Annotated in this window: 20 protein-coding genes; 8 read left to right on the top strand and 12 right to left on the bottom strand. The window is 71.7% G+C overall.

Features of this window, described 5'->3' with window-relative positions:
- Positions 1-92: 92 nt before the first annotated feature.
- The 3 genes from ABZ721_RS38105 to metH form a co-directional block, all read right to left on the bottom strand.
- The gene (locus ABZ721_RS38105) at positions 93-1,652 is read right to left on the bottom strand and encodes an ABC transporter substrate-binding protein (protein WP_358793410.1); all 1,560 of its coding nucleotides are present in this window, start codon (positions 1,650-1,652) and stop codon (positions 93-95) included.
- A gap of 373 nt (positions 1,653-2,025) precedes the next feature.
- Positions 2,026-2,727 (bottom strand): HAD family phosphatase, encoded by a 702-nt coding sequence (locus tag ABZ721_RS38110; protein WP_358793411.1) that lies wholly within the window; start codon positions 2,725-2,727, stop codon positions 2,026-2,028.
- A 142-nt stretch (positions 2,728-2,869) separates the two neighbouring features.
- Entirely contained in the window at positions 2,870-6,379 is a 3,510-nt protein-coding gene (metH, locus tag ABZ721_RS38115; RefSeq protein ID WP_358793412.1) for a methionine synthase, read from the bottom strand.
- A gap of 166 nt (positions 6,380-6,545) precedes the next feature.
- Between metH and ABZ721_RS38120 the strand changes: the two genes are divergently transcribed.
- The 4 genes from ABZ721_RS38120 to ABZ721_RS38135 all read left to right on the top strand — a co-directional run bounded on the left by ABZ721_RS38120 (position 6,546) and on the right by ABZ721_RS38135 (position 11,417).
- Positions 6,546-7,313 carry an IclR family transcriptional regulator gene (locus ABZ721_RS38120; RefSeq protein ID WP_358793413.1) on the top strand — a complete coding sequence of 256 codons (768 nt, stop codon included), beginning with the start codon at positions 6,546-6,548 and terminating at the stop codon, positions 7,311-7,313.
- A 158-nt stretch (positions 7,314-7,471) separates the two neighbouring features.
- A complete protein-coding gene (locus ABZ721_RS38125; RefSeq protein WP_358793414.1) occupies positions 7,472-8,233 on the top strand; it encodes an MIP/aquaporin family protein in 762 nt (253 codons plus the stop codon).
- Positions 8,234-8,274: 41 nt separating this feature from the next.
- A complete protein-coding gene (glpK, locus tag ABZ721_RS38130) occupies positions 8,275-9,801 on the top strand; it encodes a glycerol kinase GlpK (protein ID WP_358793415.1) in 1,527 nt (508 codons plus the stop codon).
- 5 nt (positions 9,802-9,806) lie between these two features.
- Positions 9,807-11,417: a glycerol-3-phosphate dehydrogenase/oxidase gene (locus ABZ721_RS38135; protein WP_358793416.1), complete on the top strand. Its 1,611-nt coding sequence runs from the start codon at positions 9,807-9,809 to the stop codon at positions 11,415-11,417.
- 68 nt (positions 11,418-11,485) lie between these two features.
- Here the strand turns inward: ABZ721_RS38135 and ABZ721_RS38140 are convergent, their stop codons facing one another.
- Positions 11,486-12,061, bottom strand: coding sequence for a TIGR03086 family metal-binding protein (locus tag ABZ721_RS38140; RefSeq protein ID WP_358793417.1), 576 nt, complete (start codon positions 12,059-12,061; stop codon positions 11,486-11,488).
- An 86-nt stretch (positions 12,062-12,147) separates the two neighbouring features.
- Between ABZ721_RS38140 and ABZ721_RS38145 the strand changes: the two genes are divergently transcribed.
- Together ABZ721_RS38145 and ABZ721_RS38150 are read left to right on the top strand one after the other, a co-directional pair.
- Positions 12,148-12,951: a helix-turn-helix domain-containing protein gene (locus tag ABZ721_RS38145; RefSeq protein WP_358793418.1), complete on the top strand. Its 804-nt coding sequence runs from the start codon at positions 12,148-12,150 to the stop codon at positions 12,949-12,951.
- A 118-nt stretch (positions 12,952-13,069) separates the two neighbouring features.
- A complete protein-coding gene (locus tag ABZ721_RS38150; RefSeq protein WP_358793419.1) occupies positions 13,070-13,741 on the top strand; it encodes a FadR/GntR family transcriptional regulator in 672 nt (223 codons plus the stop codon).
- Between the two features lie 9 nt (positions 13,742-13,750).
- Here ABZ721_RS38150 and ABZ721_RS38155 read toward each other — a convergent pair whose 3' ends face one another.
- The 8 genes from ABZ721_RS38155 to ABZ721_RS38190 all read right to left on the bottom strand — a co-directional run bounded on the left by ABZ721_RS38155 (position 13,751) and on the right by ABZ721_RS38190 (position 23,378).
- A complete protein-coding gene (locus ABZ721_RS38155) occupies positions 13,751-14,800 on the bottom strand; it encodes a hypothetical protein (protein ID WP_358793420.1) in 1,050 nt (349 codons plus the stop codon).
- The gene (locus ABZ721_RS38160) at positions 14,797-16,245 is read right to left on the bottom strand and encodes an AMP-binding protein (protein ID WP_358793421.1); all 1,449 of its coding nucleotides are present in this window, start codon (positions 16,243-16,245) and stop codon (positions 14,797-14,799) included. Before ABZ721_RS38160 ends, ABZ721_RS38155 begins: the two co-directional genes overlap by 4 nt.
- A 299-nt stretch (positions 16,246-16,544) precedes the next feature.
- Positions 16,545-17,507, bottom strand: a complete 963-nt coding sequence (locus tag ABZ721_RS38165; protein ID WP_358793422.1) for an aldo/keto reductase — start codon at positions 17,505-17,507, stop codon at positions 16,545-16,547.
- Positions 17,508-17,555: 48 nt separating this feature from the next.
- Positions 17,556-18,614 carry an ABC transporter permease gene (locus tag ABZ721_RS38170; RefSeq protein WP_358793423.1) on the bottom strand — a complete coding sequence of 353 codons (1,059 nt, stop codon included), beginning with the start codon at positions 18,612-18,614 and terminating at the stop codon, positions 17,556-17,558.
- Entirely contained in the window at positions 18,607-20,175 is a 1,569-nt protein-coding gene (locus ABZ721_RS38175) for a sugar ABC transporter ATP-binding protein (RefSeq protein ID WP_358793424.1), read from the bottom strand. The genes ABZ721_RS38170 and ABZ721_RS38175 overlap by 8 nt, the downstream gene beginning before the upstream one ends.
- A gap of 2 nt (positions 20,176-20,177) precedes the next feature.
- Complete coding sequence (locus tag ABZ721_RS38180; protein ID WP_358793425.1) at positions 20,178-21,230, bottom strand: sugar ABC transporter substrate-binding protein; 1,053 nt, start codon at positions 21,228-21,230, stop codon at positions 20,178-20,180.
- 40 nt (positions 21,231-21,270) lie between these two features.
- Positions 21,271-22,065 carry an SDR family oxidoreductase gene (locus ABZ721_RS38185; RefSeq protein ID WP_358793426.1) on the bottom strand — a complete coding sequence of 265 codons (795 nt, stop codon included), beginning with the start codon at positions 22,063-22,065 and terminating at the stop codon, positions 21,271-21,273.
- A complete protein-coding gene (locus ABZ721_RS38190; protein WP_358793427.1) occupies positions 22,062-23,378 on the bottom strand; it encodes an enolase C-terminal domain-like protein in 1,317 nt (438 codons plus the stop codon). The genes ABZ721_RS38185 and ABZ721_RS38190 overlap by 4 nt, the downstream gene beginning before the upstream one ends.
- Positions 23,379-23,487: 109 nt before the next feature.
- Here ABZ721_RS38190 and ABZ721_RS38195 point away from each other — a divergent pair, with 109 nt between their 5' ends.
- Both ABZ721_RS38195 and ABZ721_RS38200 read left to right on the top strand, forming a co-directional pair.
- Complete coding sequence (locus ABZ721_RS38195; RefSeq protein WP_358793428.1) at positions 23,488-24,510, top strand: hypothetical protein; 1,023 nt, start codon at positions 23,488-23,490, stop codon at positions 24,508-24,510.
- A 165-nt stretch (positions 24,511-24,675) separates the two neighbouring features.
- Entirely contained in the window at positions 24,676-25,623 is a 948-nt protein-coding gene (locus tag ABZ721_RS38200) for a PAC2 family protein (protein WP_358793429.1), read from the top strand.
- Positions 25,624-25,798: the final 175 nt, after the last annotated feature.

The following is a 25,798-nucleotide window of genomic DNA, read 5'->3' on the forward strand; positions in this document are numbered from 1 at the left end:
TGGGTTGGTGTTTGCGGGGTGTTGTGTTTGTGTCGGGCGGGGCGGGCGCCGGGGGGGGGCGCTCCCCCCCGCGCCGCCGCCCCCGCCGGCCGTCACTTGCCCGTCGAGAGTTCGTAGAAGCGGAACATCGTCGGGTCCAGCGCCTTTTCCACGCCGGTCACACCGTCACGCACGACAGCGGTCTGCTTGCCCTGCCAGATCGGGATGATCGGAGCGTCCTCGGCGACGATCTTCTGGATCTCGGCGAAGGCCTCGTTGCGCACCTTGGGGTCGGCGGAGCCCTGCTCCTTGACCAGCAGCTGCTGGATCTGCGGGTTGTCGTAGCCCGTGCCCAGGAACGGCGACTTGCTCAGGAACGGCGACACGTCGTTGTCGGCGTCCGGCAGGTCGGGGAACCAGCCGATCATGTACGAGCCGTAGCTGCCCGCCTTCTCGTCCTTCTGGTACTGCTGCCACTCGGTCGAGCTCAACTTGACGTTGAACAGGCCGGAGGCGTCCAGCTGACGCTTGATCGCGGTGGCCTCGTCGGCAGCCGCGGCACCGTAGTGGCTCGGCGTCCAGGTGTAGTTCAGCGCGACCGGGGTGGTGATGCCCGCGGCCTTCAGGATGTCGGCGGCCTTCTGCTTGTCAGGCGTGCCGTACTTGTCCTTGAACGCCTCGGTGTGTCCCTCGATGCCGTTGCCGACCATCGAGTAGAGCGGGGCGACGGTGCCGTTGTAGGCGTCCTTCGCGATGCCCTCGCGGTCGATGACCTGCGCGACGGCCTGACGGACCGCCTTCTGGTCGGACGGCTTCACCTTCGCGTGGAAGACGAAGTAGCGCTTCTCCGTGCCCGTGCCCTCGACGACCTTGACGCCCTTGGTCGTCTTCAGGTCGGCGGTGTCGGTGGGCGACAGGGTGCGGAACGCCGCGTTGACGGTGCCGTTCTTGACGGCGGCCTTCAGCCCGGACGGCTCGGCGAAGTACTGCAGCACGAACTGGTCGTTCTGCGCCTTGACCGGGCCGCTGTACTTCGAGTTGATCTTGAACGAGGCCTGCTGCTTCGGGGTGTACTTGTCCAGGGTGTAGGGGCCGGAGCCGATCACCTTGGTACCCGGGAGGAGCTTGTCGGCCGGGAAGGTCTTCTCGTTGACGATCGCACCGGCGTCGGTGGCGAGGACCGACGGGAAGGTGGAGTCGGGGCTCTTCAGGTGGAAGACCACCTGGTCCGCGCCCTTGGCCTCGGTCGACTCCAGCGTGCCGAAGAGGCTCGAAGGACCGTTCGGGTCCGCGATCTTCAGCATGCGGTCGAACGAGAACTTGACGCTGGCCGCGGTCAGCTTGTCACCGTTGGAGAACTGGAGACCGGCCTGCAGGGTGCAGGTGTAGGTCTTCGGGTCGGTGAAAGCGCACGACTTGGCCGCGTCGGGCTCCGGCGTGGTGCCGCCCGTCGGGAAGCGCATCACCTTCTGGTAAACGCTGTCGATGACCTCCCAGGAGCCGTAGTCGTACGCTCCCGCGGGGTCGAGTGACGACACGGAGTCGATGGTCCCGACGATCACGGCGCCCTTGCTGCCGGACGCCGATTTGTCCTTGTTGCCACCGCACGCGGTCACACCGACGGCCAGGAAGGCCACGGCAGCTGCGGCGACGACACGCTTAGTACGTGACATCTAGTGATTCCCCTTGCTCAAATGCCGATCACTCGATTCGGCATTGACCAGTCAGGACACTAGTGGGAACGCTCTACTCCGCCAGAACACGGAGAAGTTGAGGCAAAATCACATCCCGATAACGGCACTGCAAGTACCGATATGCGGACGATGGGACGATCCACTCCTCTGCGTCGGAACCCGGACACAACGTCGCGTTTCTTGCGCCGTTTTCCCCGAACGGATCATGCACATACGCACCTGTCGACCGAACCGCGAGTGACAAAAATCACGCCGTGAAAAATCGGGCCGGGGCGGAATTCGGACAATGCATTCGTAACGCGGAATGAGCGGACGGGCGCCCAGAGTTTCCGAACTATTCAACGGCATACGCTCAGTGAACAGACGCATTCAGAGAGCGCAGAAAAGGCACGCTCAGCTGCTCCAGCGAGCTGACCACCGTGCGCCCGGGAGCCGCCTCGATCGGGGCGATCGACGGCACCGCGACCACGTGGCAGCCCGCCGCCTCGGCGGCGGCCACCCCGGTCGGCGTGTCCTCCACGACCACGCAGCGGGCCGGGTCGGCGCCCAGCCGCGCGGCGGCGAGCAGGTACGGGTCGGGGAAGGGCTTCGTCCGCGCGATCTCGTCGCCGGCCAGGGTGAACGCGAAGTTCTCCGCGCCGAGCGAGTGCAGCACCGAGTCGATGATGTGCCGGTGCGAGGCGGACACCAGCGCGGTGGGCACCTGGTACGCCGCCAGCTCGGTCAGCAGCCGCCGGGCGCCGGGCATCAGCGGCACTCCCCGGGCGATCAGCTGGACGAAGCGCGCGTTGATCGCCGCGGAGAGCTCCAGCAGCGTGGCGTCGGTGCCCGTGACGGCCATCAGGTGGCCCAGGCTGCGGGTCATGGGCCCGCCGACCACGATCGCCCGGTCCTCGGCCGCCAGGACGTGGCCCAGGGCCGCGAAGACCTCCACCTCGGCGGCCCACCAGATGTCCTCGGTGTCGACCAGGGTGCCGTCCATGTCGAGGAGCACGGCCTGCAGCCCCCGGCCTTGCGCCGGACGGGTGTCGACGGCGGGAATGCTACTGGTCATGCGCACCACTCCTCAGCGGGTCCAGGGGGGCACAAAGGCCGGTCACGGCACTCTCCGATCGGAGTGCGGCGACCGGCCTGTGCCGGACCGTCCAGTGTACGGCTCGTGGCCGACAGACGCTTGACAGGCGCCCAACGCCTGCCTAACGGGCGTTGAAGTACTTCGCCTCGGGGTGGTGGATGACGATCGCGTCGGTGGACTGTTCCGGGTGGAGCTGGAACTCCTCCGACAGCTTCACGCCGATCCGCTCGGGCTCCAGCAGCTCCGCGATCTTGGCGCGGTCCTCCAGGTCCGGGCAGGCCCCGTAGCCGAGCGAGAAACGCGCGCCCCGGTACTTCAGGGCGAACATGTCCTCGACCTCGTTCGGGTCCTCGCCCGCGAAACCCAGCTCGCTGCGGACCCGCGCGTGCCAGTACTCGGCCATGGCCTCGGCGAGCTGGACGGACAGTCCGTGCAGCTCCATGTACTCGCGGTAGGCGTTGGCGGCGAACAGCTCGGCCGTCGCCTCCCCGATCCGGTTGCCGACCGTGACGACCTGCAGGCCCACCACGTCGGTCTCGCCGGAGTCCTCCGGGCGGAAGAAGTCCGCCAGGCAGAGCCGCCGGCCGCGGCGCTGGCGCGGGAAGGTGAAGCGGGTGCGCTCGCTGCCGTCGTCGTTGAGCAGGATCAGGTCGTCGCCCTTGGACACGCAGGGGTAGTAGCCGTAGACCACGGCCGCTTCCAGCAGGCCGTCGGTCTGCAGCCGGTCCAGCAGGCCGCGCAGCCGGGGCCGGCCCTCGGTCTCCACCAGCTCCTCGTACGTCGCGCCGCCCGCGCGGGCCTCCTTCAGGCCCCACTGGCCCTTGAAGAGCGCGCCCTCGTCGACCCAGGACGCGTAGTCCTTGAGCGGGATCCCCTTGATCACGCGGCTGCCCCAGAACGGGGGCGTGGGGACCGGGTTGGTCACGGAGACGTCCGAGCGGATCTGCCCGAGGTTGACCTCGGGCTCCTCCTCCACGACGTTCTCCCGCTTGGGCACCCGGCGCTGCTTGAGCTCCGGCAGCACCGCCCCGGGCACGCCGCGCTTGACGGCGATGAGGGCGTCCATCAGCCGCAGGCCCTCGAAGGCGTCGCGGGCGTAGCGGACCTCGCCCTCGTAGATCTCGTGGAGGTCCTGCTCGACGTAGGCGCGGGTCAGGGCAGCACCGCCCAGGATGACGGGGTAGTCCGCCGCCATCTTGCGCTGGTTGAGCTCCTGCAGGTTCTCCTTCATGATCACGGTCGACTTCACCAGCAGGCCGGACATGCCGATCACGTCGGCCTTGTGCTCGGTCGCCGCGTCCAGGATCGCCGCCACCGGCTGCTTGATGCCGAGGTTGACGACGTTGTAGCCGTTGTTCGACAGGATGATGTCGACCAGGTTCTTGCCGATGTCATGGACGTCGCCGCGGACGGTCGCGAGCACGATGGTGCCCTTGCCGTCGGCGTCGGACTTCTCCATGTGCGGCTCCAGGTACGCCACGGCGGTCTTCATGACCTCGGCCGACTGGAGGACGAACGGCAGCTGCATCTGGCCGGAGCCGAACAGCTCGCCGACGACCTTCATGCCCTCCAGCAGGGTGTCGTTGACGATCGCCAGCGCGGGGCGGGTCTGCAGGGCCTCGTCCAGGTCCTGGTCCAGGCCGTTCTTCTCCCCGTCGATGATCCGCCGCTGCAACCGCTCGTCCAGCGGCAGCGCCGCCAGCTCCTCCGCGCGGCCCGCCTTCACGGACTTCATGTCGACGCCCTCGAAGAGCTCGAGGTACCTCTGCAGCGGGTCGTACCCCTCGCTGCGGCGGTCGTAGATCAGGTCCAGGGCCACGTCGCGCTGCTCCTCGGAGAGCCGCGCGATCGGGAGGATCTTGCTGGCGTGCACGATCGCGGAGTCCAGGCCGGCTTCGACGCACTCGTTGAGGAAGACCGAGTTCAGCGTCACGCGGGCGGCCGGGTTGAGGCCGAAGGAGATGTTCGACAGGCCCAGCGTCGTCTGCACCAGCGGGTGGCGGCGCTTGAGCTCCCGGATCGCCTCGATGGTGGCGATGCCGTCCTTGCGGGACTCCTCCTGACCGGTGGCGATGGTGAAGGTCAGGCAGTCGATGAGGATGTCGGACTCGAGGATGCCCCAGTTGGTGGTGAGGTCCTCGATGAGCCGCTCGGCGATGGCGACCTTGTGCTCGGGGGTGCGGGCCTGGCCCTCCTCGTCGATCGTCAGCGCGATCAGCGCGGCGCCGTGCTCCGCGGCCAGCGCGGTGATCTGCGCGAACCGGGACTCGGGGCCGTCGCCGTCCTCGTAGTTGACGGAGTTGATGACGGCCCGGCCGCCGAGCTTCTCCAGCCCGGCGCGCAGCACCGGGACCTCGGTGGAGTCCAGCACGATGGGCAGGGTGGAGGCGGTGGCGAAGCGGCCGGCGATCTCGGCCATGTCCGCGGCGCCGTCGCGGCCGACGTAGTCGACGCACAGGTCGAGCAGGTGGGCGCCCTCGCGGATCTGGTCGCGGGCCATCTCCACGCAGTCGTCCCAGCGGCCTTCGAGCATGGCCTCGCGGAACTTCTTGGACCCGTTGGCGTTGGTCCGCTCGCCGATGGCGAGGTACGAGGTGTCCTGCCGGAACGGGACGGTCTGGTAGAGCGAGGCGGCGCCCGGCTCGGGGCGCGGGCTGCGCGGGGACAGGTCCAGGCCCCGGACGCGCTCCACGACCTGGCGCAGGTGCTCGGGGGTGGTGCCGCAGCAGCCGCCGACCAGGGAGAGCCCGTACTCGCGCACGAACGTCTCGTGCGCGTCCGCCAGCTCCTCCGGGGACAGCGGGTAGTGGGCGCCGTCCTTGCCCAGCACCGGCAGGCCGGCGTTGGGCATGCAGGAGACCTGGGTGCGCGCGTGGCGGGCGAGGTAGCGCAGGTGCTCGCTCATCTCGGCCGGGCCGGTGGCGCAGTTCAGGCCGATCATGTCGATGCCGAGCGGCTCCAGCGCGGTCAGCGCGGCGCCGATCTCGGAGCCGAGCAGCATCGTGCCCGTCGTCTCCACGGTCACGGAGCAGATCAGCGGAAGGCTGATGCCGGCCGCGGTGAGGGCGCGGCGGGCGCCGACGACCGAGGCCTTGGTCTGCAGCAGGTCCTGGGTGGTCTCCACCAGGATCGCGTCGGCGCCGCCGGCGATCAGGCCGGCGACGTTCTCCTGGTACGCGTCGCGCAGGGCGGCGTAGGGGGCGTGGCCGAGGGTCGGCAGCTTGGTGCCGGGGCCGACGGAGCCGAGCACCCAGCGCGGCCGGTCCGGCGTGGCGAACCCGTCCGCCACCTCGCGGGCGATCCGGGCGCCGGCTTCGGCGAGCTCGAAGATGCGCTCGGGGATGTCGTACTCGCCGAGCGCGGCGAGGTTGGTGCCGAAGGTGTTGGTCTCGACGCAGTCCACACCCGCCGCGAAGTACTCCTCGTGCACGGACCGGACGATGTCGGGCCGGGTGATGTTCAGGATCTCGTTGCAGCCCTCCAGGTCCTGGAAGTCCTCCAGGGTGGGGTCCTGCGCCTGGAGCATGGTGCCCATCGCGCCGTCGGCCACCACCACCCTGGTGGCGAACGCCTGACGCAGAGCGTCGGCTCGGGCTTGGCTGGCGAGGGTGGAGGAGGACTGCGGGGCCATGGATGTTCTCCCAGGAGTGCGACGGCTGTCGGCTTTACGTGCCCGGCCAGGGTAGCGGGCGCGGTGCGCGAGCCTCGAAGGAGTTCCGAGGGGTGGACGAAGGTGTCAGAATCATCTCTGAGACTATGGAGTTCGACAATGTCGAACGACTTGCGGAGGTTGGCGGATGCCCGGACCGATTCAGTCGCTGGCGAGGGCGGCCGCGATCCTACGGTTGCTGGCCGGTGGCGAGCGCCGGCTGGGGCTGTCCGACATCTCCTCGTCCCTGGGCCTGGCCAAGGGGACCGCGCACGGAATCCTGCGCACCCTCCAGCAGGAGGGCTTCGTCGAGCAGGACACCGCGTCCGGCAAGTACCAGCTGGGCGCCGAGCTGCTGCGGCTGGGGAACAGCTACCTGGACGTGCACGAGCTGCGGGCCCGCGCCCTGGTGTGGACCGACGATCTGGCCAGGTCCAGCGGTGAGGCCGTCTACCTGGGCGTTCTCCACCAGTCGGGGGTGCTGATCGTGCACCACGTCTTCCGCCCGGACGACAGCCGCCAGGTGCTGGAGGTCGGCGCCATGCAGCCGCTGCACAGCTCGGCACTGGGCAAGGTGCTGGCGGCGTACGACCCGGTCGCGCACAGCGAGGCAGCCGAGAACGAGCGGCCCGCGCTCACCGCGCGCACGGTCACCGACACGGCCGGCTTCGAGGACGTGCTGGAGCTCGCCAGAACCCGGGGCTGGGCCTCCGACCTGGAGGAGACCTGGGAAGGCGTGGCCTCGGTCGCCGCCCCCATCCTGGACCGGCGCCGGATGCCGGTCGGCGCGGTGGGGATCACCGGGGCGGTGGAACGGGTCTGCCAGGAGGACGGCGAGATCCAGGCGCGGCTGGTGGCGGCGGTGCGCGACTGCGCCCGCGCCGTCTCGCGCGACCTGGGCGCCGGACGGTTCTAGGGACCGGCTCCGGGTACCCGGGTCACGATCTGGAGTCCTCGGCCACAAACTCTTGACGGGAAACATACGGAGGAGAAAACTGCCGTTCGGCGGTCGACATTGTCGAACACCGGACGGGACCCGGTCCGCCTGATTGGACGTATGACAAGGGAGTCGCGGTGTCCAACAGCCATATCTTCTTCGGCGAGACCATCGGTACCGCCATCCTCATCCTGCTGGGCGGTGGCGTCTGCGCCGCCGTCACGCTCAAGAGCTCCAAGGCCCGCAACGCGGGATGGCTCGCCATCACCTTCGGCTGGGGCTTCGCGGTGCTGACCGCGGTCTACATCTCCTCCAGCCTCTCGGGGGCGCACCTCAACCCGGCCGTCACCGTCGGCATCGCCGTCAAGACGGGCGAGTGGAACGACGTGCCGCTGTACATAGCCGGCCAGATGGTCGGCGCGATGATCGGCGCGGCGCTGGTCTGGGTGGCCTACTACGGACAGTTCCAGGACCACATGGACGACCCGGAGCTGGTGCCCCCGCTCGGCCCCGACAGCCCTCCCGGCGGACCGGTCCTCGGCGTCTTCTCCACCGGACCCGAGATCCGCAACACCTGGCAGAACCTCGCCACCGAGATCATCGGCACCGCCGTCCTCGTCCTGGCGGTCCTCACCCAGGGCCTGACGCCGGCGCTCGGGGTCTCCGGCACCGGCGGCCTGATCACCGCGCTGGTGGTCGTCAGCATCGGTCTGTCACTCGGAGGGCCCACCGGCTACGCGATCAACCCGGCCCGCGACCTCGGCCCGCGTATCGTGCACAGCCTTCTGCCGCTGCGCAACAAGGGCGGCTCCGACTGGGGCTACGCCTGGATCCCCGTCGTCGGCCCGCTCGCCGGTGCCGTACTGGCGGGCGGCCTCTACCGGCTGGCCTTCGCGTAACCCCCCTGTCCGACCGACGCAGACCCCTTGAGGAGCACACCGTGACCGACGCACACACCGCAGGGCCGTTCATCGCCGCGATCGACCAGGGCACCACGTCCAGCCGCTGCATCGTCTTCGACCGGGACGGCCGCATCGTCGCCGTCGACCAGAAGGAGCACGAGCAGATCTTCCCGAAGCCCAGCTGGGTCGAGCACGACGCGACGGAGATCTGGACCAACGTCCAGGAAGTCGTCGCCAGTGCGGTCGAGAAGGCCGGGATCACCGCCGAGGACGTCAAGGCCATCGGCATCACCAACCAGCGCGAGACCACGCTGCTGTGGGACAAGAACACCGGCGAGCCGGTCCACAACGCGCTGGTCTGGCAGGACACCCGCACCGACGCCCTCTGTCGCGAGCTGGGCCGCAACGTCGGCCAGGACCGCTTCCGCCGCGAGACCGGCCTGCCGCTGGCGAGCTACTTCGCCGGCCCGAAGGCCCGCTGGCTGCTGGACAACGTCGAGGGCCTGCGCGAGCGCGCCGACCGCGGCGAGATCCTCTTCGGCACCATGGACAGCTGGGTCATCTGGAACCTGACCGGCGGCCCGGACGGCGGGGTGCACGTCACCGACGTCACCAACGCGTCGCGCACCATGCTGATGAACCTGCACACCCTGGAGTGGGACGAGAAGATCTGCGAGTCCATCGGTGTCCCGATGAACATGCTGCCGGAGATCCGCTCCTCCTCCGAGGTCTACGGCACCGCCACCACCGGCGCGCTGGCCGGCGTGCCGGTCGCGTCCGCGCTCGGTGACCAGCAGGCCGCGCTCTTCGGCCAGACCTGCTTCGCCGAGGGCGAGGCCAAGTCGACGTACGGCACCGGCACCTTCCTGCTGATGAACACCGGCGAGAAGGCCGTCAACTCCTACAACGGCCTGCTCACCACCGTCGGCTACCGCATCGGCGACCAGAAGGCCGTGTACGCCCTCGAGGGCTCCATCGCCGTCACCGGCTCGCTGGTGCAGTGGATGCGCGACCAGATGGGCATCATCAAGTCCGCCGCCGAGATCGAGACGCTGGCGAGCTCCGTGGACGACAACGGCGGCGCGTACTTCGTGCCCGCCTTCTCCGGCCTGTTCGCCCCGTACTGGCGCGACGACGCCCGCGGGGTGATCGCCGGCCTCACCCGCTACGTCACCAAGGCGCACCTGGCCCGCGCGGTGCTCGAGGCCACCGCCTGGCAGACCCGCGAGATCGTCGACGCGATGAGCAAGGACTCCGGCGTCGAGCTGGCCGCCGTCAAGGTCGACGGCGGTATGACCTCCAACAACCTGCTGATGCAGACCATCGCGGACTTCGTGGACGCCCCCGTCGTCCGTCCGATGGTCGCCGAGACCACCTGCCTGGGCGCCGCCTACGCGGCCGGTCTCGCCGTCGGCTTCTGGCCCGACACCGACGCACTGCGCGCCAACTGGCGCCGGGCCGCCGAATGGACCCCCCGGATGGACGCGGACAAGCGCGACCGCGAGTACAAGAACTGGCTCAAGGCCGTCGAGCGGACCATGGGCTGGATCGAAGAGGAGAACTGATCAGAATGTCTTCCACCCTGCAGAGCGTCCCCACCCTCGGGACGCACCCGACCGCCGGCACCGACCCCAGCCGATCCGAGACCAGGGAGCTGCTCAGCCACGCCACGTACGACCTACTGGTGATCGGCGGCGGCATCCTCGGCACCTCGGTGGCCTGGCACGCCGCGCAGTCCGGGCTGCGGGTCGCGATGGTGGACGCCGGCGACTTCGCCGGCGCCACCTCGTCGGCATCCTCCAAGCTCGTCCACGGCGGGCTGCGCTACCTGCAGACCGGTTCGGTCAAGCTGGTCGCCGAGAACCACCACGAGCGGCGGGTGCTCGCCAAGGACGTGGCTCCGCACCTGGTCAACCCGCTCACGTTCTACCTGCCGGTGTACAAGGGCGGCCCGCACGGCGCCGCCAAGCTCGGCGCGGGCGTCTTCGCCTACTCGGCGCTGTCCGCCTTCGGCGACGGCGTCGGCCGGGTCATCTCCCCGGCGAAGGCCGCGGCCGACAACCCGGGCCTGCGCACGGAGGACCTCAAGGCCGTCGCGGTCTACCACGACCACCAGATGAACGACTCGCGGATGGCCGTCATGACGGTCCGCGCGGCCGTGGAGTCCGGTGCCGTGGTGCTGAACCACGCCGAGGTGACGGGGCTGCGCTTCACGCACGGCAAGGTCACCGGCGCGGAGCTGCGCGACCGGCTGGACGGCACCGAGTTCGGTGTCAGCGCCCGGCTGGTGCTCAACGCCACCGGTCCGTGGGTCGACCACCTGCGGACGATGGAGGACAAGGGCGCCCGGCCCAGCATCCGGCTCTCCAAGGGCGCGCACGTGGTGATGAAGCGCAAGGTGCCGTGGAAGGCCGCCATGGCCACCCCGATCGACAAGTACCGCATCACCTTCGCGCTGCCGTGGGAGGACCAGCTGCTGCTGGGCACCACGGACGAGGAGTACACCGGCGACCCGGCGGACGTCCGGGCGACCGAGGCCGACATCCAGCAGATCCTGGACGAGGCCGCGTTCTCCGTGAAGGACGAGCACCTGGACCGCGACCTGATCACGTACGCCTTCGCGGGCCTGCGGGTGCTGCCGGGCGGGCCCGGCGGCGTCGAGTCCGCCAAGCGCGAGACGGTCGTCTCCGAGGGCCGCGGCGGGATGCTGTCGGTGGCGGGCGGCAAGTGGACCACGTACCGGCACATCGGCCGCACGGTGATGAACAAGCTCGCGAAGCTGCCCGGCGGGCCGCTGAACGAGGACATGGAGCCGCAGAAGCTGCTGCCCCGGCGGATGCCGCTGCCGGGTCTCGCCAACCCGAACGCGGTCGCCCACCGGCTGCTGGTGGACCGCGACCCCGGCACGCGGATGGACCCGCTGACCGCGCGCCACCTGGCGAGCCACTACGGGTCGCTGTCGTTCGACATCGCCCGGCTCGTCAACGAGGACCCCTCGCTCGGTGAGCGGATCCACGAGGACGGCCCGGAGATCTGGGCACAGGTCGTCTACGCCCGCGACCACGAGTGGGCGCAGACCGCCGACGACGTGCTGCGCCGCCGCACCACGCTGACGGTGCGCGGCCTGGACACCGAGGCCGTCAGGGCCCGGGTCGAGGACATGCTGGCCCGCAGGGCCTGACGGGGTCCGCGGAACGCGGCCGGGTGCGGCGGGAAGGTATCTCCCCGCCGCACCCGGCCGTTCGCGCGTCACGCGCTCCAGCGCGGGTCCCGGCCGGAGAGCGCGAGCGCGCGCTCGAAGTCGCCGGCCGGGCCGGTGATCTCCACGGGGTCGGCGAAGCCCTTGTACTGGCGGAACATCTCGGCCTGCTGCCCGACGGCGGCGAGCACCACGGCGGCGGTCTCCTCGTCGACGCGGAACTCCTGGCCGACGGTCCTGGCGACGTCCCAGCCGTGCAGGGTCAGCTCCAGCAGCAGCATCGCGGCGATGTCGGCGGCGGGCATCTCCGCCCCGCCCATGTCGATGCCGCCCTCCCACGCCTCGGGCCGCGCCCAGGCGGCGAGCGCGCGGTCGAGCTGCGCCGCGTACGCCTCGGCCCACGCGGGGTCGGCGGTGAAGTCGTGCTCGGTGAGCTCCTCGGGCAGGGTCGTGCGCAGGGCGCGGTGCTCCAGGCCGTGGGAGGTGTAGAGCACCCAGTGGTTGATCAGGGTGCGGGCGTCGAACTCCGGGCACGGGGTCGGCGCGGTGAGCTGTTCCGGCGTGATGGTACGGGCGATACGGGCGGCTTCTGCGGCGCCGCGGACCAGCTGCGGATGAAGGTTCATGGATCTCACGCTAGATCCGCGGCCGAAGCGGGTCTTGAACAAACGCGACAGCGGCGACCTGTGAGGACACCGCCTAGGCTGGCCGGATGACGACCCCCGAGATGGGGCGGGGCGTGCTGCGTCCGGCCCTCGCGGCGACCCGGTTCGAGCTGCTGCGGGAGGAGCCGGGCGCGGCGCTGGCCCCGTACGTGGATTTCTACTGGATCGTGCGCTGGGATCTGCGCGGGCGGCCGCCGCACGAGCAGAAGGTGCTCTCGCACCCGAATGTGCACCTGGTCTTCGAGGAGCCCGAGAGCGCGGTCTACGGGGTGCAGCGCGGGGTGTTCACGCGGGTGCTGCGGGAGCGGGGCCAGGTGCTGGGCGTGAAGTTCCGGCCCGGCGGCTTCCGGCCGCTGCTGGGCTCGTCGGTCGCGGATCTCGCCGACCGGTCGGTGCCGGCCGCGGGGCTGTTCGGCCCGGCTGTCACCGCGGCCGAGCGGACGATCCTCGGGGCGTCCGACGTATCGACCATGACCGCCACCGCCGAAACGCTCCTGCTGAGCCTGCTGCCCGGCCCGGACACGGCGCCGGACCCGGTCGCGGCGGAGGTCGCCGCCATGGTGGAGCGGATCACCGCCTCCCCGTCGCTGTTCCGGGTCGACCAGCTCGCGGACGACCTCGGCGTCTCCGTCCGCCGGCTGCAGCGGCTCTTCGCCGAGCACGTCGGCGCCGCCCCCAAGTGGGTGCTGCGCCGGGCCCGGCTGCACGAGGCGGCCGCCCGCGCCGACCAGGGCGTCGGCATCGACTGGGCGGCGCTCGCCGCCGACCTGGGCTACAGCGACCAGGCCCACCTCACCCGCGACTTCACCGCCACGGTGGGCGCCTCCCCGGCCCGGTACGCGGGCGAGTGAACCGGCGCGGGCCCGGTCTGACCGGGACGTCCGCGCGGCGACTCTGCCAGAGGCATAATGGCCGGATACATCGGAGGTCTGGCGGCGGGTAGCGGGACCAGGACAGGGGGAGGTCGCGATGGCGGTCACCGACGAGGCGATCGAGAAGATCAAGGAAATGATCGTCTCCGGGGCGCTGCGGCCCGGCGACCGGCTGCCGAAGGAGAGCGAGCTCGCGGCGGAGCTGGGGCTGTCGCGCAACTCGCTGCGCGAGGCGGTGCGGGCGCTGTCGCTGATCCGGATCCTGGACGTGCGGCAGGGCGACGGCACGTACGTGACGAGCCTGGACCCGCAGCTGCTGCTGGAGGCGATGAGCTTCGTGGTGGACTTCCACCGCGACGACACCGTCCTGGAGTTCCTGGCCGTCCGGCGGATCCTGGAGCCGGCCGCGACCGCGATGGCGGCGCTGCGCATCCCCGACACCGAACTCGACATGCTCCAGGGCAAGCTGGACGCGCTCGGCCCCGAGCCCTCCGTCGAGGAGCTGGTCGCCTCCGACCTGGAGTTCCACCGCGGCATCGTGCAGGCGTCGGGGAACTCGGTGCTCTGCTCGCTGCTCGACGGGCTGTCGGGGCCCACCACCCGGGCCCGCGTGTGGCGCGGGCTCACCCAGCAGGACGCGGTCAGCCGCACCCTGCACGAACACCAGGCGATCCTGTCCGCCCTGCGCGACCGGGACGCCGAGGCCGCCCGCTCCTGGGCGACGGTGCACATCGCCAGCGTCGAGCAGTGGCTGCGCTCGACCCTGTGAGCCCGCACGTCACGGCGCGTCGCCCGGCGGGACGGCGATGACGACCGGCGGACCGGGGTGGCCCGCCTCCCGGCCCGCCCGGCGGGCGGCGCCCGGGAACGCCCCGGTGCCGACCACCGCCCCCGCGTCCACGGCCAGCCAGGTGCCGGCCGGGTACGTCCGCCGGTCGGCGCGGGAGGCCGCCGCCAGCGCGTCGGCCCAGGCGGACGCCGGACGGCCGGCGGGTGCGGGGTCCGCCGCCCCGCGCCACTGCCGGGTGCGCCGCTCCGTGCCGTGCCGGGACCGCCAGAACAGGTACTGCGCGCCGATGCACGGCCCGAGCGGTGTCAGCAGCGGCACTCCCCCGTGCAGCCAGCCGGTGACCGCGCCGTGCAGCACCACGCCGACCACCGCGAGGCCGGCGAGCGCCCCGCACCAGCCGGCCCGGCGGCCGTAGGCCTTCGTCGCCACCAGCGGCCACAGCACCAGCATCAGGCAGTCGCCCAGGCCCGCCGCGATGGTGGAACCGCCGCCGGCGATGGTGAGCAGCGGGGTGAAGGGGGTGCCGGACACGTGCCGGACCAGGTCCGCGGTGACCGAGCTCAGTCCGGTGGCGAGCAGGTCGTAGGGGGCGAGGACGACGGCGAGCGCCGCGACCTGGGCCGCCGTCATCCCGGTCTGGGCCCACAGGTTGGTGACCGCGATCACCGCCAGGACCAGCAGCAGGTCGCCGCAGACGATGTGCAGCGGATCCCAGCGGGCGAGCCCGGAGGCCACGACGAGGGCGCCGAGGGCCACCGCGGTGGCGGCGGCCACCCGGCCGCCGGTCAGCGGCGCCAGGCCGGTGCCGCAGGCGGCGGTGAACACCGTGCCGAACACCACCCCCACCACGGTGCCCGGCAGATGCAGGTAGACCAGCGGCAGCGTCATCAGCACGACGGCCATCACCGCGATGTCGGAGCGGGTGAACCGCCCGACCGGTGGCCTCGGCATCGCGACCCGGCGCAGATACAGCGCGGAGGCCGCGATGGTCGCGCAGAGCGCGCCCACCAGCGCCAGCGCCTGTCCGGTGGCGGTCATCGTCCGCTCCGTACCGGCCGGCGCCGCTCGGCGGGCCGCTCGAAGCTGTGCTCCACGAGGTCGGCCCGCACCGGGCAGGGCAGCGGCAGCTCGTCCCGGTCCTCGACGAGGACCACACCCGCGAGCGGCAGGTGCCGGGCGCGCTCCTCGATGCGGCCCGGCAGCGACGGCGGGGCCTGCGGGGCCACGACGTACAGCAGCGGGCCGGCCGGGTCCTCGACCAGCGCGTACCGGGTGGGCAGCGGGACCGACCGCTCGGCCTGGAGGACGTCGAGGACGGCCCGGGTGGTGAGTTCGGGCGCCCCGCCGCTCTGCCGCCCGAGGATCCGCGAGGTCGCGGGCATGCCGCTCAGCGAGCAGGACGGGGACTCGGCGGCCGGCAGCCGGCGCACCAGATCCCCGGTCTCGTAGCGGAGCAGCAGCGTGGTGTCCCGGTACTGGGTGTAGGGCGTGACGACCAGGCCGCCCACCTCGCCGGGCAGCGCCGGAGCGCCGGTGAGCGGGTCGACGATCTCGAGGTGGGCCTGCTCCGAGGACAGGTGCAGATGGCCCGCCTCGCAGGACAGTCCGGCCGTCGGCAGGGTCTCGGTCATCGAGTAGGCGTCGATGACCCGGGCGCCCAGGGCCGCTTCGGCGCGCCGGCGGAGCGGATCGCTGAGCACCTCGCCGCCGACCATGATCTCCCGCAGCCCGAAGTCGGCCGGCAGCCATCCGTCGTCCTCCGCGGCCTGCACGAGGCTGCCGAGCAGGGAGGCCGTGATGATCAGATGGGTGATCTGGGGTTCCTTGCCCGGCAGGTGCATGGGCGCGGCGAGCCGGTCGAGGATGATCAGCGGGTCGACGGTTCCCATGGCGACGAAGCCGGCGCCCACCATCGCCAGGGCCTGCTGCACGACGGCCTTGGCCAGCGTGGCCCGCGAGCTGATGGTGCTCATGACGGTGTGCCGGCTGCGGCATCCGCTGACCATCAGCAGCGACATCGCCGACAGGGCGGCGGCCAGCTCCAGTTCGTAGCGGGAGAACCAGACGCTCGTCGGTGTCCCGGTGGTGCCGGTGGTCTGGGCCAGCAGGACCGGCTCCGCGCGGTCGGAGACGAACGCGGCCGGCGCGGCGCGCAGGGCCGCCTTGGTGGTCGGCGGCAGCGTCGCCAGGGTGTCCAGGGTGATGTGCCGGGGGTCGAGGCCCGCCTCGGCGAAGTACCGCCGGTAGTGGGGCACGTGGGCCGCGGCGTCCCGGACGGTCCTGCGCAGCCGCCGGTCCGCCATGATGCGCTGGATCTCCGGGTCCGGTTCGACGCCGCCGGGCAGCATCGCCGAGGCCTCGTCACCGGGATCCCCGAACTCCTCGATCGTGGCCCGCAGGTCGGCCACGGTGGCGCGCAGATTGGCCGGGTCCAGCCGGCCCCCGCGCAGCATCGCCGTGCCGTACCGCATCTGACGGATCATCGTCCCGAACACCCGCAGCCGACCCCTTCATCCGGGCAGCGGTGACCGGCCCGCCGGCCGGCCACCGTGGTGCGTCACGCAGTGCTCACCGCTCCGGGGGCTGCTCAACCGGTCGTGAACACCGCTGCCGTGAGCGTGCTGACCGCGTAACGGGCGTAGCGTCCGAAAACCTTCACCATAGCGATCCTCCTTCAGCGCCTGGCCCCGGGACGTCCGCGACCGTCGCCAGTCTGCGGTGCCCGCCGCAGGCGGGTCTTGTAAAAATGCGAACTACGGGCGACCGTTACGGACCCGGGCGCTCACCCCACCGGCAGCGGGACGTCCTCGTCGAGCAGTCCGCGCTCGACGAGCGCGTCCCACATCGCGGCGGGGATCTCGGACGCGAAGAGCGCCGCGTTGTCCCTGACCTCCTCGGGGGTGGCCGCGCCGACGACGGCGGAGACCACCGACGGGTGGCCGAACGGGAAGCGCAGCGCGGCCGCCCGCAGCGGGACGCCGAACTCCCCGCAGACGTCCGCGATGTCCAGCGCCCGCCGCACCAGCTCCGGCGGGGCCGCCGCGTAGTTGTACGGGGCGCCGGGCCGGGGGTCGGCGAGCAGCCCGGAGTTGTAGACGCCGCCGACGACCACGGCCGTCGAGCGCTCCGCGCACACCGGCAGCAGGTCGTCGTAGGCGGTGCGCTCCAGCAGCGTCCAGCGGCCGGCGCACAGCACCACGTCGACGTCGAGGTCGGCGACGAGCCGGGCGAGCACCCCGCTGTCGTTCATCCCGAAGCCGATGGCGCCCACCAGTCCCTCGTCGCGCAGCGCCGCGAGCGCGGGGAAACCGGTCGCGTAGACCTCCGGCAGGTGGTCCTCGACGTCGTGCAGGTAGACGATGTCGGCGCGGTCGGTGCCGAGCCGCTGCAGGGACCCCTCCAGCGTGGCGCGGATCCCGTCGGCGGTGAAGTCCCACTCGCGGGTGCGGGCGGGGGTGTCGACGAAGCCCTGGCCGTCCGGCCGCTCCCCCGCGGCCAGCGGCCGCAGCCGGCGGCCGACCTTGGTGGACAGCACGTACGAGGAGCGCGGCCGGCCGGCGAGCGCGCGGCCGAGCCGCTCCTCCGACAGGCCGACGCCGTAGTGCGGGGCGGTGTCGAGGTAGCCGCAGCCGAGGTCGAGGGCGGCGGCCGTGACGGCGGCCGCGGTCTCCTCCGGCACGGCCCGGTACAGGTTGCCGAGCGGGGCGCAGCCCAGGCCCAGGCGGGGCAGTCGCGGTACGGGCATGGCCGGTTCCTTCGGTCGCTGTGTCATGCGGTCCTGCTTCCCGGTGGTTCAGTCCTGCTTCTCGCCGCTCGCGAAGCGGGAGATGATCAGGGCCACGATGATGATCGCGCCGTTGAGGAACTGGTTCCACAGCGGCGGCACCCCGCCCAGCGTCATCACGTTGACGACGAGCTGCAGGGTCAGCACCCCGGTCAGCGCTCCGAACAGGGTGCCGCGCCCGCCGTTGAGGCTGACGCCGCCGATGACGGTGGCGGCGAACACCTGGAAGATCCAGCCGTTGCCCTGGCCGGCCGAGACCGAGCCGTAGTGGCCGGTGTAGAGGATCCCGGCGAACGCGGCGAGCAGCCCGCCGAGGCCGAGCACGATCCAGGTGATGCGGTCCACGCGGATGCCGGCGGCGCGCGCCGCCTCGGTGTTGCCGCCGATCGCGTAGAGCGCGCGGCCGTGCCGCAGGTAGCCCAGCGCGAGGCCGCCGACCGCGAAGAGCACCAGGCAGATCCAGATGGCGGCGGGCGCGCCGAACCAGGAGGCCTTGCCGAGGTAGGCGAACGACTCCGGCACGTTGACGATCGACTTGCCCTCGGCCACCCCGATCTGCAGGCCGCGCAGCATGGTGAGCATCCCGAGGGTGGCGATGAAGCCGTTGACGCGCAGCTTGAGGATGAGGAAGCCGTTGATGCCGCCGATCACCACGCCGACCGCCAGGCAGACCGGGATCGCCGACCAGGACGGCAGCGCGCCCAGGCCGTGGAAGGTCGCGGGCCCCGAGGAGGGCAGCACGAGCCACATGGCGATGACGGGGGCGACGCCGATGGTGGACTCCAGCGACAGGTCCATCCGCCCGCTGATGAGGATGAGCGCCTCGGCCAGCACCAGCAGGCTCAGTTCGGTGGACTGCTGGGCGACGCCGATGAGGTTGTCGGAGGTCAGGAAGGCGGGCGAGACGATGAAGCCGATCAGGCACAGCACCAGCAGCACCGGGATCAGCGACAGGTCCCGGTAGCGGGCGAGGTGGAAGCCCAGGCCTGCGGCCCGGCGCTCCTTCTGCGGGGTCTGCGGGCCGGCCGGCTCCGCGGTCACCCGGGTGGTGTCGGCGATCTCAGGCATCCTCGGCTCCCTTGCGGCGGCCCGACGTCACGGGCAGTCCTTCCATCGCGGAGACCAGGTCCCTGTCGGTCCATCCGCTGTCGAACTCGGCGATCACCCGGCCGTGGAACAGGGCCAGGACGCGGTCGCAGACCCGCAGGTCGTCCAGCTCGTCGGAGACGATGACCGCGGCGCTCCCGCCGTCGGCCACCTCCCGCACCACGCCGAGCAGCGCGTCCTTGGACTTGACGTCGACGCCCGCGGTCGGCCGGATGGCGACCAGCACCCGCGGTTCGCGGGCCAGCGCCCGCGCGATGACGACCTTCTGCTGGTTGCCGCCGGACAGGTCGGAGACCGGCTGGCCGGGGCCCGACGTCTTGATGTCCAGCGAGTCGATCATCGTCTGCGCGAACTGCCGGGTGCGGGAGGGCAGCACGGTGCCGTACGGGCCGAGCTGGTCGGTGACGGTGAGCGTCGCGTTCTCCGCGACGCTGCGGCCCGGCACCAGCCCCTGCCGGTGCCGGTCCTCCGGCACGTAGCCGATCCCGGCGCCCAGCGCGTGCGGCACGCTGCCCGGCCGTACGGTCCGGCCCGCGACGACGGTCCGGCCGGCGGTCGGCCGGCGCAGCCCCACCAGGGTCTCCCCCAGGGCCGTGTTGCCGCTGGCGGTCGCCCCGGCCAGGCCGAGCACCTCGCCGGGGCGCACGGCGAAGTCGATGGCCCGGTAGGCGCCGTCGAGCGCGAGCCCCTCGGCGCGCAGCACGGGTTCGGCCGCCGCGGACAGCGCGGTGCCCGCCCGCCAGGCGGTGGCCGACCGCGCCGCGTCCCCGGTCATCGCCTGCACCAGGTCGTCCTTGCCCAGCTCCGCGACGGGCGCGGTCAGCACGTGCCGGGCGTCACGGTAGACGGTGACGGTGGTGCACAGGTCGTACACCTCCTGGAGGTGGTGCGAGATGAACAGGAAGGCGACGCCCTGCCGCTGCAGTTCGCGCAGCTTCGTGAAGAGCCGCTCGATGCCGGCCGCGTCGAGCTGGGCGGTCGGCTCGTCCAGGATGATGAAGCGGGCGCCGAAGGAGAGCGCTCGCGCGATCTCGACGAACTGCCGCTGCTCGACGGTCAGGTCCCTGGCGCGCGCCGCGGGGTCGACATCCACGCCGTACTCGGCGAGCAGGTCGCGGGCCCGCCCGCGCAGCTTCGGCCAGCGGATCCGGCCCGCGCCGAAGCGGTTGAGGAAGAGGTTCTCGGCGACCGTCAGATCCGGGACGACCATGGACTTCTGGTAGACGCAGGCGACCTTCGACTGCCAGGCGGCGGTGTCGCCGAACGCGGGCGCGGGCGCGCCCTGGAAGGCGACGGAGCCCGCGTCCGCGGCGTGCAGCCCGGTCAGTACGGAGACGAGGGTGGACTTGCCCGCGCCGTTGCGGCCGACGAGGGCGTGGGACTCGCCGGCCCGCACCGTCAGCCGTACCCGGTCGAGCGCGACGGTCGGGCCGAAGCGCTTGACGACTCCTTCGGCGTGCACGGCCGCGGGCTGCTGCCCGGACGCCTGCCCCGGGGCCTGCTCGGCTGCTGCCTGGGACATGGTCAGCTCTTCCCGAGCTGGTTGGCCCACAGCGCGGCGTCGTCGACGGTGGACTTGGTGACCAGCGGGGCCGGCAGCTGGTCCTCCAGGCCGTTCGGGATCTTGATGATGGTGGAGCCGTGGTCGGTGGGGCCGGGCTGGAACACCTTGCCGTCCAGCGCGGCCTTCGCGTAGAACAGCGCGTACTTGGCGTAGAGGTCCGCGGGTTGCGAGACCGTCGCGTCGATCTTGCCCTCGCGGATCGCCTTCAGCTCCTCGGGGATCCCGTCGTTGGAGATGATGGTGATGTGGCCCGGCGTGCCGGCCGGCTTGAGCAGGTGCTTCTGCTCCAGCAGGGCGAGGGTGGGCTGCAGGAAGACGCCGCCGGCCTGCATGTAGATGCCGTTGACGTCCGGGTCGGCGGCGAGGGTGGCCTGCAGCTTGGAGGAGGCGACGTCGCCCTTCCAGTCGGTGGCCAGCTCGATCACCTTGATGTTCGGGAACTTCTCCTTCATGCAGGACGCGAAGGCCTCCGAGCGGTCCCGCCCGTTGATGGAGTCCAGCGCGCCCTGGAACTCGACGACCTTGCCCTTGCCGGCGAGCTGCTGACCGAGGTAGTCGCACGCCTTCTGGCCGTACGCCTTGTTGTCGGCGCGCACCACCATGTAGACGTCGCCCTTGTCGGGGCGGGTGTCGACGCTGATGACCGGGATCTTCTTCCCCGCCAGGCGCTCCAGGGTGGAGGCGATGGCGCCGGTGTCCTGCGGGGCCATCACCACCGCCTTGGCGCCCTGGTCGGTGAAGGTCTGGGCGTTCGCGACGAGCTTGGTGATGTCGTTCTGCGAGTTGCTGCGCGGCAGGGCGGAGACGACCCCGTCCTTCACACCCTTCTCGATGTACTGCTGGTACGAGTTCCAGAAGTCGCTGTCCGCCCGCGGCAGGTCGATGCCGACCTTGCCCGAGGTGCCGGCCTTGTCGTCGCTGCCGCGGTTGCAGCCGGTGACGGCGGTGATCGCGAGCAGTGCCGCGCAGGCCGTGACCATGGTGCTGGTGAGGGAACGCTGCCGCAGTCTCATCGTCGAGTCCTGCCCTTCTTGGTGTGTAGCGCTCGGGTGCTCAGGTGGTGGGGCGCAGTCTCAGTCCTTGCATGCCGCCGTCGACGGCCAGTGCCGTCCCGGTGACGCTCGCGGCGGCCGGGCTCGCCAGGTAGGCGATGGCCGCGGCCACCTCGTCGGCGGCGACGAGGCGGCCCAGCGGCTGCCGGGCGTTCAGTGCGGCGCGCTCGGCGGCCGGGTCGTCCGCCCGGTCGAGCAGCCGGCCGACCCAGGGGGTGTCGGCGGTGCCGGGGTTCACGCAGTTGACGCGGACGCCCTCGCGGACGTGGTCGGCGGCCATGGCGAGCGTCAGCGCGAGCACCGCGCCCTTGCTGGCGCTGTACAGGGCGCGCTGCGGGAGTCCGGCGGTCGCCGCGATGGAGCAGGTGTTGGTGATGGAGACGCAGCCGGGGCGGTCCGCGGCGGCGGCCCGCAGGTGCGGCAGCGCGGCCCGCGCGGTGCGCACCATCCCCAGCACGTTGATGTCCAGGACGCGTGCCCATTCGTCGTCGTCGTTCTCCTCGACGGTGCCGATCGCGCCGATCCCCGCGTTGTTGACGAGGATGTGCAGGCCGCCGAGGAGTCCGACGGCCTCGGCGACCGCGGCCGCCACCGCGGGGCCGTCGCCGACGTCCGCGGTGACGGCCAGGGTGCCGGGCGGCGCCCCCGCCGGGTCGCGGTCCAGGACCGCGACCCGCGCGCCGCGTGCGGTGAGCAGGGCGGCGGTGGCGGCGCCGATGCCGGAGGCGCCGCCGGTCACGAGGGCGGTGAGCCCCCGCAGTTCGCCGTCCCGGGTGCCGTCGGGGGTGCTGTTCACGCGGTTCCCTCCTGCCGGGCCTGCCAGACCGGGCCTTCCGGATAGTGGTGGTCGGCGATGGATCGGGGCTTCATCCGGGCGGAGAACCCGGGCCGGGCGGGCGCCCGGTAGCGGCCGTGGTCGATGACGACGGGGTCCTCGAAGTGCTCGTGGAGGTGGTCCACGTACTCGATGACCCGGTCGTCCCAGCTCCCGGAGACGGCGACGTAGTCGAACATCGACAGGTGCTGCACCAGCTCGCACAGGCCGACGCCGCCCGCGTGCGGGCAGACCGGCACCCCGAACTTGGCGGCGAGCAGCAGGATCGCGACGTTCTCGTTCACCCCGGCGACGCGGGCCGCGTCGATCTGGACGAAGTCCACGGCGCCGGCCTGCAGCAGCTGCTTGAACATGACGCGGTTGGCGGCGTGTTCACCGGTGGCGACCTTGACGGGCTGCCCGGCGCGCACGGCGGCGTGCGCGAGGATGTCGTCCGGGCTGGTGGGCTCCTCGATCCAGTACGGGTCGTAGGCGGCCAGGGCCTTCATCCACTCCAGGGCCACGGACACGTCCCAGCGCTGGTTGGCGTCGACGGCGATCCGGATGTCCGGGCCGACGGCCTCGCGGGCGATGCGCATCCGGCGCAGGTCGTCGCCGAGATCGGCGCCGACCTTGAGCTTGATCTGGTGGAACCCGTCGGCGACCGCCTCCTTCGACAGCCGGGCGAGCTTCTCGTCGGAGTAGCCGAGCCACCCCGGCGAGGTGGTGTACGCGGGGTAGCCGCGTTCGCGCAGCCGCGCGGCGCGCGCGGCCCGGCCGGGTTCGGCGGCGCGCAGGATGCCGAGCGCCTCCTCGCGGGTGAGCGCGTCGGTCAGGTAGCGGAAGTCGACCAGGTCGACGATCTGTTCGGGGCTCATGGAAGCCAGGAACTCCCAGACCGGCTGCCCGGCCCGTTTGGCCGCCAGGTCCCAGGCCGCGTTGATGACGGCCCCGGCGGCCATGTGCATGACGCCCTTCTCGGGGCCCAGCCAGCGCAGCTGGGAGTCGTGGGTCAGCTCCCGGTGGAGTCCGCCAAGATCACCGGTAAGGCTGTCCACGCCGCGGCCCAGTACGTAGGGTCGCAGGGAGCGGATCGCGGCGGCGGTGACATCGTTGCCGCGGCCGATCGTGAAGCAGAAGCCGTGCCCCTCCAGGCCGTCGGGGTCATCGGTACGCAGGACCACATAGGCGGCGGAGTAGTCGGGGTCGGGGTTCATGGCGTCCGAGCCGTCGAGCTGCTCCGAGGTCGGGAAGCGTATGTCGTAGACGTCGACCTCGGTAATGGTCGGACTCATGTACACCCCCGTCGTTAGACATCGGATCTTTTTTTGAACAACCGATGTATAGCGCCGAAAACCTCGCGGAGTCCAGGGGGTAGAGGCAACTTTGTGGAAGACAGATCGGATGTCTCGGGAGAGACTCCTGAAATGGCTGCGCCGTGGGGCGCTCGTGACCGCCCTGGTGGTCCTGCTCCCCGTGCTGGCCGTGGCCATCGCGCTGCGGCTGGAGTACGCCGGTGATCCGGGCGCCGCGGGCCGCACCCGGGGGCACGACGCGGTCTGGCTCGGGCACGCGTGGGTCGACGGGCGCAACGGCGCGGCCGAGCTGGAGGCGCTGCGCGTGAAGGTCCAGGGGACCGGGATCCGGGACCTCTACGTGCACACCGGGCCGCTGGAGCGGGACGGCAGCCTCGACCCGAAGCTCTACCCCAACACCGCCTGGCTGCTCCGGGAGGTCCACCGGGTCCTGCCGGGCGTCCGCGTGCAGGCCTGGCTCGGCAACGTCATCGCGCACCACGGCGAGGCCGACGGGCTGCACCTGCGGGACGCGGGCACCCGCGCCCGCGTCCGGGCGAGCGGCGAGCAGGTGCTGGCCGCCGGGTTCGACGGCGTCCACCTCGACCTGGAGCCCAACTACTCCGGCGACGCGGACTTCCTGGACATCCTGGACCGGCTGCGCGCCGTCACCTCGGCGCACGGCGCCGCGCTCTCCGTGGCCACCCACCAGATCGATCCGCTACCGGGCCTGCACACCGTCGCGCTCTCGCTGTTCGACCACCCCAAGTGGTGGTCGCAGAAGTACTTCGCCGAGGTCGCCGGCCGTGTCGACCAGGTCGCGGTGATGGCGTACGACTCGGCGATGCCGCTGGAAAGTCTGTTCGGCGGGTACCTCGCCCAGCAGACCGCCCTCGCCCTGGAGGTCACCCCGGCCGGCACCGACCTGATCATGGGGCTGCCCGGCTACCACACCAGCACCAGCGGCCACCATCCCTCCGCCGAGACCGTCACGGCCGCCGTGCGCGGCGCTCGACTGGGTCTGGCCAGGCACGGGAAGGACCGCGACGCCTTCGGCATGGCGCTCTACGTGGACTTCGCCGCGACCCCCGGGGACTGGGCCGCGTACCGGTCCGGATGGGGTGCGCGCTGACCCGTTCGAGAGCGGATGGTGACCGGACGCGTACGTGCGATGACCGTGGGGATCATCCTGGTACGAGGGCTGCGGACAGGGCCCGCGCAAGCCTTAGGCTGGTCCCGCACTGACACGAGCAGCAGCCGGCAGGGGACGGCCCCGCCGGCCGGAAGGAGGCGCTGGGTGATCGAGCTCGAGGGAGTACCCGAGCTGATCGACCCGGTCATGGTGGCCGCGTTCGAGGGCTGGAACGACGCCGGCGACGCAGCCTCCACCGCGGTCGGCCACATGGACCGGGAGTTCAAGGGAGAAGTCTTCGCGGCACTGGACGCCGAGGACTACTACGACTTCCAGGTCAACCGGCCGACGGTCTGGCTGGACGCCGGGGTGCGCAAGATCACCTGGCCGACCACCCGGCTGTCGGTGGTCCGCGTCCAGAACCCCCGTCCCCGCGACCTCGTCCTGGTCCGCGGCATCGAGCCGAGCATGCGCTGGCGCTCGTTCTGCAACGAGATCCTGGGCTTCGCCCACGAACTCGGCGTGGAGATGGTCGTCGTGCTCGGCGCCCTGCTGGGCGACACCCCGCACACCCGCCCGGTCCCCGTCACCGGAGTGACCTCCGACGCGGACCTGGCCGTCGCCCTGAACCTGGAGGAGTCCCGCTACGAGGGCCCGACCGGCATCGTCGGCATCCTGCAGGAGGCGTGCACGCACGCCGGCATCCCGGCGGTCAGCCTGTGGGCCGCCGTACCGCACTACGTGTCGCAGCCGCCGAACCCCAAGGCGACGCTCGCCCTGCTCAACCGCCTGGAGGACCTGCTCGACGTGCGGATCCCGCTCGGCGAACTGCCGGAGGACGCACGCGCCTGGCAGGTCGGGGTGGACCAGCTGGCGGCCGAGGACAGCGAAGTCGCCGAGTACGTGCAGACGTTGGAGGAGGCCCGCGACACCGTCGAACTGCCGGAGGCGTCGGGCGAGGCCATCGCCAAGGAGTTCGAGCGCTACCTGCGGCGCCGCGACCCCGACACCGGCGAGGCGCACCCCTACCTGCGGGACACCTCCGGGCCGCACCCCGCCCGGGGCAGCGCCCCCAAGGAGGAGCCCGAGCCGGACGACTCCGAGGAGGAGTAGCTCCGCCGCGTGGCGGACGGCCGTCGGCCGGGTGCGAGGTGCGCACCCGGCCGACGGCCGCGTCGCCTAGGTCGTGTCTTCACATCCTCGTCTGGTCGGCGGGGTCTGGCACGCCCGCTCGCGGCGTTGTCGTCGGTCGCCGATGCTCCGCCGGGGCTCCCACCACCGCCGAGAT

The organism is Streptomyces sp. NPDC006733, assembly GCF_040636125.1.
In the GTDB taxonomy this organism is placed as follows: Bacteria; Actinomycetota; Actinomycetes; order Streptomycetales; family Streptomycetaceae; genus Actinacidiphila.